Genomic DNA, 16,397 nt, shown 5'->3' with positions numbered 1-16,397 from the left:
AGGGAGTGGGGAAAATGGAGTTTTCTGGGGCGATACGGAAGAAAGTTTATAAACACATCTTGCCGATTCTTTTTCTTTCTTATGTTGTTTCTTTTTTAGACAGAACGAATGTGGGATACGCTGGGCTTACGATGAATAAAGAACTTGGATTTAGCGCTGAAATATTTGGTTTTGGCGCCGGGTTATTTTCAATTGGTTATTTGATATTTGAAATTCCTGGTGCTGTATGGGCGGAGAAATGGAGTGCAAAAAAATGGATTGTGCGGATTATGATAACGTGGGGGATCATCGGGGCATTATTTGGTGTTGTTCATGAAGTATGGCAGTTTTATTTATTACGTTTTTTGCTCGGGTTGGCAGAGGGAGGATTTATCCCTGGTGTATTAGTTTTTCTTTCCCATTGGTTTCCTGAGAAGGATCAAGCCCGAGCGATCAGTTGGTTTTATGCAGGGCTTCCTTTTTCTCAAGCGATAGGAGGATCGCTAGCCGCTCTTTTATTAGAAGTTGATTGGTTTGGAATAGATGGTTGGCGCTGGCTTTTCATCATTGAGGGATTGATGGCTGTCATTGTGGGGATCGTCGCAGCGATCTACCTAAAAGACAGTCCGAATGATGTAAAATGGTTAAATGACGAAGAAAAACGAGCATTGCTTAAGCAAATTGGACTAGGAAAAACTATGCCTGCTTCACCCACGCAGCATCGTTGGGGCGAAGTGTTTGGCAATTCCATCATCATCCGGGTTGCTTTAAGTATGTTTTTGCTGGGGATTGGTTTTTACGGATTTAATTATTTTGTTGCTATCATGACAAAGCAATTGTCAGGCTTTTCAAATGCTTCTGTGGGACTTTTGTTGGCCATTCCCTTCTTCCTGGCTGTAGTTTTTATGTATATCAACAGCTGGCATTCCGACTTGAAACAAGAAAGAAGATGGCACACTGCCGTTTCGTGGTTGGCTGGCGCAGTCGGTTTGTTATTGCTTGGTTATGGACCACATGATCCCTTTTTCCTCGTGTTATGGCTCACCGTTGCTGCAGTCGGTTTAAATTCGCATTTTGGCGCATTTTGGGCCATCCCTCAGACATATTTCAGCGGTTTGGCGGCGGCTGGAGGAGTAGGGTTAATCAATTTAGTAGGAAATATTGGAGGATTTGTAGGTCCTTACATGACAGGATATTTGACCGAACGAAGCGGTCAATTCGATTGGGCTATTTTGTTGTGGGTAGTGGCTCTCTTAATCGGCACATTGTTGATATTGTCGCTTCCGAAAAGTAAGGATATTTCATCATTAACGGATAACCGAGCTCACGTTCCATTCGATAGCTGAGTATGTGCAATATTCAAGAAAGGGCTTTAAGTACAGTGAACAAGCAATGAGGCGCTTCTGCCTACTAAAAAGGAGTCCTATATAACCTGAATTCGTGATTTTTGATCTGTTGACGACTCTCTCCATCTCGAAACGGTTATCTTTTTGTTTTAAGCTTTCTTACCCAATAAATGAGTCACAATAATTTGTTGAAGGAAAATTCCTCTTCTTTTGATGTTTTTTTAGTGTATCAAAGTTAAGAGGATTTTTATGGATTCAGTCTCATGACATTTTATTTAGTAAGGAGCCACTAAAATGGTTAGGAAAAATAAGTCTAAATCGTTTGAAGTATCAATGAAGGGAATATTTGAGTTAATGAAAAAATATGGACACGAACAAATTGTTTTTAATTATGACAAGGCAACAGGTTTGAAAGCAGTTATTGCAATCCATGATACTACGCTAGGTCCTGCCATTGGAGGACTTCGCATGTGGAAATACAATGAAGAACAAGAAGTGATTGAAGATGCTCTACATCTTTCGCAAGGAATGACCTATAAATATGCTGTTCACGGATTTCCATATGGTGGGGGGAAGGCTGTCATTTGGGGGGACCCGTATACAGAGAAAAATGATGAATTGCTTCAAGCATTTGGGACTTTTGTCGAAACGTTGAAAGGACGTTTTGTCGTTGGAACAGACGTCGGCATAAGCTCGACAGACCTTGTTTCTGTACGCAAACAAACAAAGTATGTGGTAGGTTTACCAGAAGAATTTGGTGGCGTAGGAAGTACTGCTGTTATTACGGCATTTGGAGTATACCAAGGCATGAAAGCGTCTGCAAAGGAAGTTTTCGGTTCAGACAGTTTGAAAGGAAAAACGATCGCAGTTCAAGGATTGGGGAAAGTAGGAAAAGAGCTTGTTCACTTTCTATGTCAAGGAGAAGCGAAAGTAATCGCTACAGACATTTTCGCCGAAAGTTTAACATTTGTTAGAGAAAACTATCCTCAAGTGGACATCATTGAACCGGATGAGATTTATTCAGTTGATTGTGATATTTTTTCTCCTTGTGCATTAGGCGGAGTGTTGAACGACGAGACAATACCACAGCTGAAATGTAAAGTGGTTTGCGGAGCCGCCAATAATGTGTTGAAAGAGATGCGGCATGCAGAAATGTTAAAAGAAAGAGGAATTCTCTACGCTCCTGACTATGTTGTAAACGGAGGCGGGCTGATTCAAGGTCTAGGTGAACTGGAAGGATATAATCAAGATTGGGCGATAAACAAAACTGCACAAATTTACGACACTTTATTAAGAATCTATCAAATCTCAAAGGAAGAAAAAATTACAACTGTAGAGGCGGCAAATCGCTTAGTGGAAAAAAGATTGCAGATCATCCAGCAAATTAAAAGTAAGTATTTAGGAAAATGAACGAATAAAATACTTTAATTTAAAGAGCTAAGGTAGTAGGAGAGAGTCTGTTTGTAATCGTGTTTAGCAATGTAGGAATTCCAACCACTGTAAACATTATGAAGTTTGTTGCAATATTAATTAAAAAGGTTGAAAGCTTAAAAAGGGAAATAATGGAGCATAGTAGAATACCCGAATCAGTAATCATTTTAATTGCAATCATTTAAGAAGACTGACAATACCAGTATCTTGCGCTGTTTAGTCTTTTCACTCATTCGATGAAAAGATTAAATGATAAAGTTACTAGATTTAACAAAGCTTTTGAAGGAATCGGATAGAAATTCATCACGGATTGAGGGAATAGGAAAACAGGAAGAAAGTGTAAGAAAGCGCTTATGATTGATAAAAATATGTTTTGATAGGAAAATCTTTCACAATCTCTTAACTCAGTCTTACTTTCTTAAAATCTAATGATTTGGTTGGAAAAATGCTATACTTAATTGTAATTTTTTGACCGAACTTAAAGGGGCGTAGGAAATGATTCATCAACTTTCATGGAAAGTTGGAGGGCAGCAGGGAGAAGGCATCGAAAGTACCGGGGAAATCTTCTCCATTGCGCTAAACCGTCTTGGTTATTATTTATATGGATATCGTCATTTTTCTTCACGGATTAAAGGGGGGCATACGAACAACAAAATTCGTGTCAGTACGACACCGGTTCGCTCGATTGCTGATGATCTTGATATATTAGTAGCGTTTGACCAGGAGTCGATTGATTTTAACTTTCATGAGCTCCGCGACGGCGGAATTGTCATCGCTGATGCGAAGTTTAATCCGACGATTCCGGAAAGCGAGGGCGTTACGCTATATGCCGTTCCGTTTACTGATATTGCGACCAATTTAGGAACATCACTGATGAAAAATATGGTCGCAGTTGGAGCGTCAAGCGCAGTTCTCGACCTTGATATAAACGTCTATCAAGAAGTAGTACAAGAAATTTTTGGCCGAAAAGGGCAACAAGTGGTTGAAAAGAATATGGAAGCGATTCGAGCAGGCGCTCAGTATATGAAGGAACAGCTCGGCGATCGCATGCAAACAATGAAATTGGCAAAAGCAGATGGCAAAAAGCGGATGTTTATGATCGGAAATGATGCGATTGCCTTAGGTGCGCTAGCTGGCGGTGCGCGGTTTATGGCGGCCTATCCGATTACGCCGGCATCGGAAATTATGGAATATTTGATTAAAAAACTTCCGGATTTAGGAGGAGCGGTCATTCAAACGGAAGATGAAATCGCCGCATGTACGATGGCGATTGGTGCAAACTATGCTGGCGCACGGGCGTTTACAGCATCCGCAGGTCCAGGTCTTTCTTTGATGATGGAGTCGATCGGGCTTGCCGGAATGACAGAAACGCCGCTTGTCATCGTGGATACGCAGCGCGGCGGCCCAAGTACAGGATTGCCGACCAAGCAGGAGCAATCGGACTTATTGGCGATGATTTACGGAACGCACGGCGAAATTCCAAAAATCGTCATGGCGCCAAGCACGGTCGAAGAAGCGTTTTATGATATGATCGAAGCGTTCAACCTTGCCGAAGAATATCAATGTCCGGTCATCTTCTTGTCTGATTTGCAGCTGTCGCTTGGCAAACAGACGGTTGAGCCTTTAGAATACGATAAAATTGAAATCCGCCGCGGCAAACTCGTAACAGATGAACTGCCGCCGCTAGAGAAAAAGGATAATTTTAAACGATATGAAATCACCGAAGACGGCATTTCGCCGCGCGTGCTTCCGGGAGTGCCAAACGGCATCCACCATGTAACGGGAGTAGAACACGCGGAAACAGGAAGACCGTCCGAAGCAGCGGGAAACCGCAAGGCACAGATGGAGAAACGTTTACGCAAACTAAAACATATCCAGTTTAAGACGCCAGTGCATAAAAACGTCAAACACGAAGAAGCCGATTTATTAATCGTCGGTTTTCTCTCGACGCGCGGTGCGATCGAGGAAGCGATCGAGCGTCTTGAGCAAGACGGCGTGAAAGTCAATCACGCACACATTCGCTTGCTGCATCCGTTCCCGACAGAAGAAGTGCTGCCGCTTGTCGAAGCAGCGAAAAAAGTCATTGTCGTCGAGCAAAATGCGACAGGCCAGCTTGCCAACATCCTCAAAATGAACGTCGGGCATGCGGAGAAAATTGTAAGCGCCTTGAAATACGACGGGAATCCGTTCTTGCCAAATGAAGTTTATACAAAATGCAAGGAGTTGTTATAAACATGGCAACGTTTAAAGATTTTCGTAATGATGTAAAGCCAAACTGGTGTCCAGGCTGTGGCGATTTCTCCGTGCAGGCTGCCATTCAGCGCGCCGCGGCAAACGTTGGGCTTGAGCCGCATCAGCTCGCCGTGATTTCCGGAATCGGCTGCTCGGGACGTATTTCCGGCTACATTCATTCGTACGGCTTTCACGGTACCCACGGCCGCGCGTTGCCGCTTGCCCAAGGAGTGAAAATGGCCAACCGCGATTTAACGGTCATTGCCGCCGGCGGTGACGGCGACGGCTTTGCGATCGGCATGGGGCATACGATCCATGCGATCCGCCGCAATATCGACATCACGTATATTGTGATGGACAACCAAATTTACGGCTTGACAAAAGGACAAACATCGCCGCGCAGCGATGTCGGCTTTAAAACGAAAAGCACTCCGCAAGGCTCGGTCGAACCGGCCCTTTCGATCATGGAAATCGCGTTAAGCGCCGGTGCAACCTTTGTGGCGCAAAGCTTTTCCAGCGATTTGAAAGAGCTGACCAGCTTAATTGAAGAAGGAATCAAACATAAAGGGTTCTCGCTGATAAACGTATTCAGTCCGTGTGTAACGTATAACAAGGTAAACACATACGACTGGTTTAAAGAAAATCTGGTGAAAGTCAGCGACATTGAAGGGTATGATCCGTCCGACCGCGCCATGGCGATGCAAACGGTGATGAAATATAAAGGACTAGTAACGGGGCTCATTTATCAAAATAAGGAACAAAAATCGTATCAAGAACTGCTTCACGGTTATAGCGAAACACCGCTTGCCGAAGCAGACTTAAAATTAAGCAAAGAAAAATTCGATGAATTAGTTTCTGAATTTATGTGATTTGGAAATCATTCACTCCCAAGTATGTGTAAAGTGTTTGTGGGAGAAAATCAAAAAATCTGTTCTCTTCTACTAGAGAAGGAGGAGATCCGGAGACAGTGAGATAGAAGAAAAAGAGAATAACGTACAAACAGGACTCTCTTCCTGTATGGTGATAAGTACCCAAAAGAACATCCATGGGTAATTTTACTCCCGACCCATACATGAAAATAGATGGATTTGGTCAACGGTTATTTTCACGGAAAAAAGCTGTTGAGGCGGAAAAAATCTCACAGTTTCTCGATATAATAAAACGACTTTAGGTATATAAATGCACCTTGAAAAGTTAACCTTTGCATCACGCTGCACACCCCAAGCGTCGAAGCACCTCTTCCGGTTGTTGATCTATATATTCCATAAACCGGGCAATGGCTTGGTCAATATCCATTTGATCTTTGTGAAACACATTGGCAATGACCGCATCCTTGAGCCATTTCCACAAGCGTTCGATGGGATTCAGCTGTGGGGAATAAGGAGGTAAAAAGATCAAGTGAAACGATTCCCCTTCTTGGCGCAAGAAATCTCTCACCATTTTGGCATGGTGGATGCGGGCATTGTCGAGCACGAGCACGATCAGCTGGTCTGGATAACGGCTCTTCAAGATCTTTAAAAAATCCAAAAACGTCGTCGCATTCGCAACGACTGCTCGATGAAGAACGGTGTCCCCATTGAGCACATTCACCGCCCCAAATACAGAAACGTGGGCATGATGGCCGTACGTGGGCACTTGTTTTTGCCGGCCTGCCTCCGACCAAGTGGCCCGCAGGATTTGATAAGACCGGACATGAGTTTCATCGGCATATAAAAGAATCGTATCGGGAGTGATCAGTTTTTTTTAATGAGATCCATTTGTTTCTCAAACGCCTGCTGTTGTTCGGCATCGCCTTTGGCCAGGGTATAGGTGGGACGAGTCCAAGACAATCTCATTCGATGTAAAAGTTTGCGAATTCCTTCCCGGGACATGTCCACCTCGTAGTGTTCGCGGATATAAGACTGAAGAATCCGCGTATTCCAAGAAGAAGCGATGTCCCAACCGAGTTCGGCCGGGGTGTGGGTCAAGATCGTCTGTTTCAGTTCCTGTTGCTGTTCCAGTGTCAAAAACGGCTCCCGGCCCGGCGGATATTTCCGATCGAGCAGGAGATCGAGCCCTCCTTCGTTGAATAAGGAGACATAAAATGCGACGCTTTGGCGGCACAGGTTGAGCATGGAAGCGACGTCTTTCCCCAGATACCCTTCCATGACGAGGCGAACGGCCATGACGCGTTGACGCAGGGAAATGTTTTTGATTTTTTTCTCTTCCTTTCGAAGGGTTCGTGGCGTCCATCCATGGTCATTGGTGATTTTCAATCGTTTCATTCCGTTTCCGCTCCTTTTCTTCGTGAAGTACCTAGGAGCAGTATAACCGGGGTGGAAGCCACTTATACGGACGTTAATGTTTCAATGTGCATCTATATAGTTGAATATTTTATATGAAAACTATATAATACAACTGATGTACTAGAATTTTTATTAAAACGCTTCTATGTGGAGGAAGTATCAGTGAATAAAGGGAATTTGATGTTGTCCAAAACGAACCAAGCTTATGAGTATATCAAAGAGGGTCTAAAATCAGGGAGATGGACGTTTGGAGATCAAATTTCGGTAGTAGAAATCGCAAATGAACTCGGTTTTTCTAGACGTCCTGTTATCGATGCATTAAAAAAATTAGAAGCAGAGTACTTTTTGGAAATTATACCGCAAACTGGTTGCCGTGTTAAAAGTTATTCACAAGATGAGATGTTTGATCATTTTTTGACGGTAATGGCCTTAGAGGGAATGGCAGCTTATTTAGCTGCACAAAGAAGAGAAGATCATGAAGTGAATGAACTGATTTCCATTAACGAACAGTTAAGAAGAGTAATTCAAGAGAATTTTTCTAAGGAAAAATATTTCCAAGAAAATCGGCGGCTTCATTATGTGATTTTGCAAATGTCAAGATCGAAAAAACTACTTGATATGACGCAAAGCCAGTGGGACTTAAATGATTTTTTCTTAGTCAATGTGTCTTTATTTCAACAGGATCTCAGCCGTACAATTATAGAACATGAAATGATTATTGAAAAGATTGCGAAAAAAGATCCTGTTGGTGCACGCACACTAATGGAAAATCATATTCAAACTTTTGCATCGCTAGTAAAAAAGAATCCAGATGTCCATCATTGAGCTTGCTTTATATTGACCCGCAATAAACTAGGGATATCCACTTTTTCGTTTATGTTTAATAATGGACGCGATTTGATAATTAACCTTGTCAAAAAGGAGCGGAAGAAAAATAGTAAAATGGTGATTTTGCCTGTCGATTTTTTTCACGATGTTTTGTGTGCGTGGTGTTATGCGTTATCCCCTAGGTTGCGGCGATTAGTTGATGAGCTAAAAAACAAAGGTATCGTCTTGGAAGTGCGCCATCATTGCTTTGCATTGGCCCCTACGTCAGATGATTTGGTGCGCATGTTCGGTTCTAAAGAATGGGCAAAGAAAGAAATATTAAGCCATTGGCGGGCGGCCAACGTGAATTCGGACGAGAAATGTATACGCGCTGATTTAATGGAAACAAGAACGCACGATTATCCATTTTCGATGCCTGGTTTGATTGCTTGTCAGGCGGCAGCAAAACAAAGGGGAGAAGAAGCGCATTGGGATTACTTTGATCGCTTGCAATATACCCATTTAACTGAATGTCTCGATATTACCCAAGAGGAAGTGTTAATTTATTGTGCAAAAGAGATCGGCTTAGATACGGAGCGATTCGTTCAAAATCTGCACGATGAACAAACGAAAAAAGCAGTGGAAGCGGATATAGCCTTGGCGCGAGAATGGGGGATAGGAGCGGTTCCTGCTTTGATTATTGCACAAAAATGGCATGTTTCAGGTGCCCAGAAAACCGAACGATTGCGTGAAATATTTCATCATGTTGCAAGAGAAAGAAATGAGCAAAGAGAGTAACGAATAGAAAACAGTAGTCAAATAAAAACAGTAGTACAAAATAGTCAAATATTCATATTCCCTCACCGCAAATTTGTTTGTGGTGGGGTTTTTCGTGCTATAATATTTTTTAAATGAAATTTGATGAGTTTAGGCTTTGTCTTCTCGCAAACGTTTTTGTTCATTGCTAGAACGATGCACATATACTACAATAAAAATATCAGTAATTTTTTAAAAGTGCAAAAGAAAGCGGTTTCTCGTGGATGGGGGAAAGCGCTGAAAAGGGGGAAAGCATAGTGAGCGATATTTCGACGATGAAAAATGTGACGTTTCCCGCTCCAAGCTTCGCGGAGTGGAAACAGGAAGTGGAAAAGTCATTAAAAGGGAAACCGTTTGAAAAATTGTATTCGACTACATATGAAAATATCACGATTCAGCCTATTTATACGCACCATGACATAGAGAAGCTTGCCTGCATCGAACAGTATCCGGGTTTTGCCAACTACGTCCGCGGCACCAGGCCGAACGGCTATATCAAAGAGCCTTGGAAAGTAAGCCAGGAGATTTCCGCAAGCAGTCCAGCCGAGTGGAACGAGATCGTCAAGCGTGATTTGGAAAAAGGACAAACGGAAATCCATATCGTGTTGGAACGGTTAGGGTTTCCGGTTACATCGCTCGATGATATCGAAGCCATGTTTTCCGGCATTTCTTTGGATAAGTATTCGCTTCGCGTCGATGCGGGGGCACAATCGCTTTCGTTTTTGGCGCTGTTTGCCGCTTATTTGCAGCAACGGCAAATACCGTTTGATGCGGTGCACGGAACGATTGGGATGGATCCTATCGGTGCGCTGGCGGAAACAGGAAAGCTTTCGGCTTCGCTTGCGTCGCTGTATGACGTGATGGCGGATGTGGCGAAATGGGCGCAAAAACGTATGCCAAACGCAAAAACGGTGATCGTCCGCGGCGAGCCGTATCATAACGGCGGGGCAAACGCGGTGCAAGAGCTGGCTTTTGCCTTTGCGACCGCGGTGGAATATGTCCGTGCCTGCCTGGATAGAGGAGTAGCGGTTGATGCCATTGCGCCGCGAATCCAGTTTTCGTTCTCTGTCGGCTCCAACTTTTTTATGGAAATCGCCAAGCTCCGCGCGGCAAGGCTCATTTGGTCCAATATTGTCAAAGCGTTTGGCGGCAGTGAGTCATCGCAAAAAATCGCGATGCATGCGCGTACGTCCTATTTTACGAAAACGGTGTACGATCCGTATGTCAACATGCTCCGCGCGGCGGCCGAGGCGTTCGCGGCAACGGTCGGCGGTGCGGACAGCCTGCACGTTTCTCCGTTTGACGAAGCGATCGGACCAGCCGATGAATTTTCACGGAGAATCGCCCGTAACACACAGCTGATTTTGTTGGAAGAGGCGCATATCGCCAATGTCATTGACCCGGCCGGCGGTTCGTACTATGTGGAAACGTTGACCGCGCAAGTGGCGGAAGAAGCGTGGAAGCTGTTCCAGCAAATCGAAGCAAAAGGCGGCATTGTTCAGGCGCTCGCGGACGGCTTTGTGCAAGAGCAAGTGGAAGCAGTCGCAAGGCAGCGCAAGAAAAACGTTGAAACGCGAAAAGAAAAAATTGTCGGCACCAATTTTTACGCGAACTTGGCGGAAGCACCGGCAGAAAAAACGAATAGGAGCAATGAACCTCAGCGGTCTTCTTCGGTCATCAACAAAGAACATGTCGCCGCGCTGCAAGCGGGCTTTGCCAATCAGCAATGGATCGAAACGGCAATGGACATGGCTTTGCGTCGAGCAACCGCTCGGGAGATCGAAGCGGCATTAAAAACAGAGGAAGCGTCCGTCCATGTCAAGCCGATTGCACAATGGCGCCTTGCCGAACCGTTTGAACGGCTGCGCCAAGCTGCTGAAGCGCATCTGGAAAAATACGGAGCTCGCCCTGCCGTTCATCTCATCAATATCGGAAACATTCCAAACTATAAAGCGCGCGCCGATTTTATCACTGGCTTTTTTGAAGCCGGCGGCATGGCGGTGGAAAAAAGCGAAGGCGTTCATAGCGCTGAGGAAGCGGCGTCCAAAGCAATCAACGCAAACGGAACGCATTATGTTATTTGCGGTTCGGATGAAAGCTACGCCGATATCGTTCCTGCGCTCGCTAAGGCGTTCAAGCAGGCAAAGCCAAACGCCAAGCTGTATGTCGCCGGAAAACAGCCGGCCGATGTCGAACAGACTTTCATCGAGGCCGGGGTCGATGGCTTTATCCATATCGGTTCGAACTGTTATGAAACGATTGTATCGTTTATGAAAGAGATGGGGGTGGCCCTCAATGAGTAAACAAGTCGATTTTACCAACCTTTCGCTCGAAATCACAAAACAAACGGCAGATGAGCAACAATGGAAACAGGCGATCGAAGAAAAGGTGCGGGCATCGATCGATGACCTGCTGTTTGAAACGAATGAGCATATCGCCGTAAAGCCGCTTTATACGAAAAAAGATATCGAAGGTTTTGATTTTCTTGATTATATGCCGGGAATTCCCCCGTATTTGCGCGGGCCGTATCCGTCGATGTATGTGAATCGGCCGTGGACGATCCGGCAATACGCGGGGTTTTCGACAGCGGAAGAAAGCAATGCGTTTTACCGCCGCAATTTGGCGATGGGGCAAAAAGGGCTGTCCGTTGCCTTTGACCTTGCCACCCACCGCGGCTATGACTCCGACCATCCGCGCGTCGTCGGCGACGTCGGCAAAGCGGGGGTGGCGATCGATTCAGTTTTAGATATGAAAATTTTGTTTGACGGCATTCCGCTTGACCAAATGTCGGTGTCGATGACGATGAACGGCGCGGTGCTGCCGATTATGGCGTTTTATATTGTCACCGCCGAAGAGCAAGGGGTCACGCAAGACAAACTTTCCGGGACGATTCAAAACGATATTTTAAAAGAATATATGGTGCGCAACACTTACATTTATCCTCCGGAAACGTCGATGCGCATCATCGCGGACATTTTTGAGTATACGTCCAAATACATGCCAAAGTTCAACAGCATCAGCATTTCCGGCTACCATATGCAAGAAGCGGGAGCGCCGGCCGATATTGAATTGGCGTATACGCTCGCTGACGGATTGGAGTACGTGCGCACTGGCTTAAAAGCAGGAATTGATATCGACTCCTTTGCGCCACGGCTTTCCTTCTTCTGGGCGATCGGCATGAATTATTTCATGGAAGTTGCGAAAATGCGCGCGGCGCGCATCATGTGGGCGAAAATGATGAAAACGTTCAACCCGAAAAACCCGAAATCGCTCGCATTGCGGACGCACTCGCAAACATCGGGATGGAGCTTGACCGAACAAGATCCGTTTAACAATGTCGTGCGCACATTGATCGAAGCGCATGCGGCGGCGCTTGGCCATACGCAGTCGCTCCATACGAACGCGCTCGATGAAGCGATTGCGCTTCCGACCGATTTCTCGGCGCGCATTGCCCGCAATACACAGCTTTACTTGCAAGATGAAACGGGGATTTGCAATGTCATTGACCCATGGGCAGGTTCTTATTATGTAGAAACGTTAACGAACGAATTGATGAAACGGGCGTGGAAGCATATTGAAGAAATCGAAAGCCTTGGCGGCATGGCCAAAGCAATTGAAACGGGGATTCCGAAAATGCGCATTGAAGAAGCGGCGGCAAGACGCCAAGCACGCATTGACTCCGGGGCGGAAACGATCATCGGCGTCAACAAATACCGTCCGGAAAAAGAAGAGCCGATTGAAATTTTAGAAGTCGACAATACGGCGGTGCGGATGCGCCAGATTGAAAGATTAAAACAGCTGCGCGCCTCCCGCGATGAGCAAAAAGTACAAGAGGCGCTTGACGCGATTACGAAAGCGACGGAAACAGGAGAAGGAAATTTGCTTGAATTGGCCGTGCAGGCGGCGCGCGTCCGTGCGACATTGGGCGAAATTTCGTATGCGATTGAAAAAGTGGCGAAGCGCCATAAAGCGGTGATCCGCTCGATTAGCGGCGTGTACAGCTCCGAATTCCAAAATGAAGAGCAATTTGAACGCGTCAAAAAAATGACCGCTGAATTTTATGAACTGGAAGGGCGCCGCCCGCGGATTATGATTGCGAAAATGGGGCAGGATGGGCATGACCGCGGGGCGAAAGTCGTCGCCACAGCGTTTGCCGATCTAGGGTTTGACGTCGACATCGGCCCGCTCTTTCAAACGCCGGAAGAAACGGCGCGCTAGGCGGTCGAAAACGACGTGCACGCTGTCGGCATCAGCTCGCTCGCCGGCGGACATAAAACGCTCGTGCCGCAGCTTGTGGCGGAGCTTGAAAAACTCGGCCGCGGCGACATTCTCGTTTTTGTCGGCGGCGTCATCCCGCCGCAAGACTACGCGTTTTTGTATGAGCACGGCGCCGCCGCCATCTTCGGGCCGGGAACCGTGATTCCGGAGTCAGCGGAAAAGGTGTTGGAGGAAATTTACGCCCGGCTTGGCTATGAGGAAGTGAACCCATGAGCGGGGAAGAGAAACGGCGGGAACAGGAAAGCGGCCAGAGCGCAGCTTCGGACGGGCAGCCGCGGCGCCCGGAATGGGCGGACGACAATGGCTTGTCGTCGTACGTGCAAGCCGAGCGCCCGCCGGCGCCAAAGCGGGTCGTGAGACGGAAAGAGCGGTCGGTCGAAGAGTACGTCCAAGGGGTGCTCGCCGGCGACCGCACCATTTTGGCGCAGGCGATTACGCTTGTCGAAAGCAATGCGTCTAGGCATATGGATCTTGCCCAGCAAGTGCTCAATGAACTGCTCCCGCACGTCGGCTGTTCGATCCGCATCGGCATCACCGGCGTGCCGGGGGCGGGAAAAAGCACGTTCATTGAAGCGTTTGGCACGTTTTTATGCGAGCAAGGGCACCGCGTCGCGGTGTTAGCCGTCGACCCGACAAGCTCATTGACCGGCGGCAGCATCCTTGGCGACAAAACGCGGATGGAGGCGCTTGCCCGCCATCCGCACGCCTTCATCCGTCCATCTCCATCCGGTGGGGCGCTTGGCGGCGTGCATCGGAAAACGCGCGAGACGATGATGCTGTGCGAAGCGGCCGGCTATGACATCATCCTCGTCGAGACGGTCGGCGTCGGGCAAAGCGAGTTTGTCGTCCGCGGGATGGTTGACTTTTTCCTGCTGCTCGCCTTAACCGGCGCCGGCGATGAGCTGCAAGGCATGAAGCGCGGCATCATGGAGCTGGTCGACGCCATCGTCATCAACAAGGCGGACGGCGATAATAAAGAAAAAGCGCGGATGGCGCAAAACGAATACAACCAGTTTCTCCATTACCTCCGCCCGGCCACGCCCGGCTGGGAGACGAAAGCATACACATGCTCGGCGCTGTTGGGCGAAGGGATCGCCGACATGTGGCGCGTCATCCAGGCGTTCGTCGAGACGACGAAGCGATCCGGCGTCTTTTTTGACCGCCGCCGCCAGCAGCAAAAAGACTGGATGCACGCCATGATCAAAGAATATATCGAAACGCGCTTTTTCGCCGACCCGATCGTGAAAGAGAAGCTTCCGATGCTCGAGAACAGCGTCATTTCCGGCGCCAAGCCGGTCACCGCCGCCGTCCGCGAGCTGATCGAAGCGTATGAACGGAAGCAGAGCGGTGAACTGTGATATGATAAAGGAAAATCGAAGGAGGTGTTGAGATGTTCCAATTTCAATTTCCGCTCTATCACGACATCGTCGAACAAGCGCGGCGTGAAGCGGTCGAAGCCGGATTTGAAGAGCTGCGCACGCCGGAAGACGTCGATGCGGCATTCCGCCGTCCGGGCACCACGCTTGTCCTCATCAACTCCGTGTGCGGCTGCGCCGGCGGCATCGCCCGTCCCGCAGCGGCCCACGCCGTTCACTACGACAAGCGCCCGGACCATTTGGTGACCGTCTTTGCCGGCCAAGACAAAGAAGCAACGGCCCGCGCGCGCGAGTATTTTGTCGGCGAGCCGCCGTCCTCGCCGTCGTTCGCGTTGTTAAAAGACGGAAAACTGTGTGCCATGCTCCACCGCCACGACATCGAAGGGCACGAACCGGTCGCCGTCGTGCAAAAGCTGCAGGCGCTGTTTGACGAATATTGCGAGGAAGTGTGAAAGGAGAACCCGAAGTTCGAAAAGGGACTTCGGGTTTTTGCATGACCATTATTGTTTGTGATAATAGAAATGAAGAAGGAAATTGATCGTATCAGTCAAATAAATGAGCAACAAGTCACAACTGTTTTAGATGGTGTTTCAGAAAATGTCATGAGTAAAATTTACAAAGAATGGGTATTAAAATTATTACAGTATCGAAAAGAATGGCTCGTAAATTGGTATATGGAGGTGAAATAAGCGATGCGCCCTTTTGTGCTTTGGTTAATTTGGCAAAATGAATGTACTCGGCAGCGATATCATATTGGAAACTTATTACACGATGGGGATAAGTATGTATTTTATTATGAACGTAGCAGGAAGAGAAGAGGACTGTTCGAAGCACTAGAAAACGGTTATCAACCTCATTTGTCGTTTCCGGATATAGGAAAAAAATACGTTTCTAACAGATTGTTCGGGCCTTTTGAGCGGCGTTTGCCTGACCGGCGCCGTCCGGATTTTTTAGAAATTTTGCGGACATACGGCTTGCCGCGCGATTGTACAGATATGGATATGTTGCGAGCGACTGGTGGTAAACTTGCGACAGATTCTTATGAATTTGTAGCGCCAATTTATGTATCGGGAAATCATTTCGATTTTGATTTTTATGTCGCGGGTTGGAGATATTACGAGGGAGATCGAGTAATTCAATATCTTAAAGTGGGGGATAAGGTACATTTTCGATTAGAGCCGGAGAATAGGCAAGATTCTAAAGCAGTAGAAGTGTTAACAGATGAAGGGTGTAAGCTAGGGTATATTCCTGCTTTCTATAGCGAGTTTATGTTTAACCTTATTCAAAATAACGGGCGTTATATGGCGAGAATTGAATCAATTCATGTTGAGGCTTTTCCACAGCGGAAAGTAAATATAAGTGTCTACGGTGAGCTCCTTCCATCTTGCCAGACGCAAGATCTCGATATGCTACATGAAATATCGTTAGAAGTGATTTAGTCTGTTCACTGTTTTCTGAAGTAGGCATGTTTGATTTCAGATGAATGAATATGTCCACGAAATCGAAACGCTACTGCAAAACATCAAAGAAGAAGTGATCGACCGTGAGCTACGGAATTAGCCCGACCGTGTTTGAACGGCTGATGGCGTATTTCGCGGGCGAAGAAGATATACAAAAAGTCGTTTTGTTCGGCTCGCGGGCGCGCGGCACGGCCCGCTACAACTCGGACATCGACTTGTGCATTGACTAGACCGGAAAACAGAAGTGGAAAATCAAAGAGGATCTTGACGAGATTGTCGGCATTTGCTCATGTGATGTGCTCTTTTTCAACGCGCTGAACGAAGCGATCCGGCGGGAAATTGAGCGCGACGGGAAGACGATTGATGAGAAAGCCCGCTCATAAACCG

The 16,397-nt window shown here is 46.9% G+C and carries 12 protein-coding genes and 2 pseudogenes; 12 read left to right on the top strand and 2 right to left on the bottom strand.

What is annotated here, in order from left to right; all coding sequences use genetic code 11:
- Positions 1 to 14 precede the first annotated feature (14 nt).
- The 4 genes from M493_RS11285 (at position 15) to M493_RS11270 (ending at position 5,857) form a co-directional block, all read left to right on the top strand.
- Positions 15 to 1,325: an MFS transporter gene (locus tag M493_RS11285; protein ID WP_020960478.1), complete on the top strand. Its 1,311-nt coding sequence runs from the start codon at positions 15 to 17 to the stop codon at positions 1,323 to 1,325.
- Between the two features lie 294 nt (positions 1,326 to 1,619).
- A complete protein-coding gene (locus M493_RS11280) occupies positions 1,620 to 2,735 on the top strand; it encodes a Leu/Phe/Val dehydrogenase (protein ID WP_020960477.1) in 1,116 nt (371 codons plus the stop codon).
- 516 nt (positions 2,736 to 3,251) lie between these two features.
- A complete protein-coding gene (locus M493_RS11275; RefSeq protein WP_020960476.1) occupies positions 3,252 to 4,988 on the top strand; it encodes a 2-oxoacid:acceptor oxidoreductase subunit alpha in 1,737 nt (578 codons plus the stop codon).
- Positions 4,989 to 4,990: 2 nt separating this feature from the next.
- The gene (locus M493_RS11270) at positions 4,991 to 5,857 is read left to right on the top strand and encodes a 2-oxoacid:ferredoxin oxidoreductase subunit beta (RefSeq protein WP_020960475.1); all 867 of its coding nucleotides are present in this window, start codon (positions 4,991 to 4,993) and stop codon (positions 5,855 to 5,857) included.
- A gap of 337 nt (positions 5,858 to 6,194) precedes the next feature.
- On the opposite strand, the gene M493_RS11265 is transcribed toward M493_RS11270, so the two are convergent.
- Together M493_RS11265 and M493_RS11260 are read right to left on the bottom strand one after the other, a co-directional pair.
- Positions 6,195 to 6,662 carry an IS630 family transposase gene (locus M493_RS11265; protein WP_235183471.1) on the bottom strand — a complete coding sequence of 156 codons (468 nt, stop codon included), beginning with the start codon at positions 6,660 to 6,662 and terminating at the stop codon, positions 6,195 to 6,197.
- Between the two features lie 59 nt (positions 6,663 to 6,721).
- The gene (locus M493_RS11260) at positions 6,722 to 7,252 is read right to left on the bottom strand and encodes a helix-turn-helix domain-containing protein (protein WP_015375203.1); all 531 of its coding nucleotides are present in this window, start codon (positions 7,250 to 7,252) and stop codon (positions 6,722 to 6,724) included.
- Between the two features lie 183 nt (positions 7,253 to 7,435).
- Between M493_RS11260 and M493_RS11255 the strand changes: the two genes are divergently transcribed.
- The 8 genes and pseudogenes from M493_RS11255 (at position 7,436) to M493_RS11215 (ending at position 16,393) form a co-directional block, all read left to right on the top strand.
- Entirely contained in the window at positions 7,436 to 8,098 is a 663-nt protein-coding gene (locus M493_RS11255) for a GntR family transcriptional regulator (protein ID WP_041267776.1), read from the top strand.
- Between the two features lie 12 nt (positions 8,099 to 8,110).
- The gene (locus M493_RS11250; protein ID WP_200865267.1) at positions 8,111 to 8,878 is read left to right on the top strand and encodes a DsbA family oxidoreductase; all 768 of its coding nucleotides are present in this window, start codon (positions 8,111 to 8,113) and stop codon (positions 8,876 to 8,878) included.
- Positions 8,879 to 9,153: 275 nt separating this feature from the next.
- Entirely contained in the window at positions 9,154 to 11,199 is a 2,046-nt protein-coding gene (locus tag M493_RS11245) for a methylmalonyl-CoA mutase family protein (protein WP_020960471.1), read from the top strand.
- A pseudogene (gene scpA, locus M493_RS11240) lies at positions 11,192 to 13,387 on the top strand (methylmalonyl-CoA mutase). Before M493_RS11245 ends, scpA begins: the two are co-directional and overlap by 8 nt.
- A complete protein-coding gene (gene meaB / locus M493_RS11235) occupies positions 13,384 to 14,532 on the top strand; it encodes a methylmalonyl Co-A mutase-associated GTPase MeaB (protein WP_020960468.1) in 1,149 nt (382 codons plus the stop codon). The pseudogene scpA and the gene meaB overlap by 4 nt, the downstream one beginning before the upstream one ends.
- A 32-nt stretch (positions 14,533 to 14,564) precedes the next feature.
- Positions 14,565 to 15,002 (top strand): BrxA/BrxB family bacilliredoxin, encoded by a 438-nt coding sequence (locus tag M493_RS11230; RefSeq protein WP_020756259.1) that lies wholly within the window; start codon positions 14,565 to 14,567, stop codon positions 15,000 to 15,002.
- A gap of 240 nt (positions 15,003 to 15,242) precedes the next feature.
- Positions 15,243 to 15,989, top strand: a complete 747-nt coding sequence (locus M493_RS11220; protein ID WP_011231849.1) for an HIRAN domain-containing protein — start codon at positions 15,243 to 15,245, stop codon at positions 15,987 to 15,989.
- 143 nt (positions 15,990 to 16,132) lie between these two features.
- A pseudogene (locus tag M493_RS11215) lies at positions 16,133 to 16,393 on the top strand (nucleotidyltransferase family protein).
- Positions 16,394 to 16,397 lie beyond the last annotated feature (4 nt).

This window comes from Geobacillus genomosp. 3, assembly GCF_000445995.2.
Lineage (GTDB): Bacteria > Bacillota > Bacilli > Bacillales > Anoxybacillaceae > Geobacillus.
The sequence above is the reverse complement of the archived record's forward strand: the minus strand, read 5'-3'. Positions and strand labels throughout refer to the sequence as shown.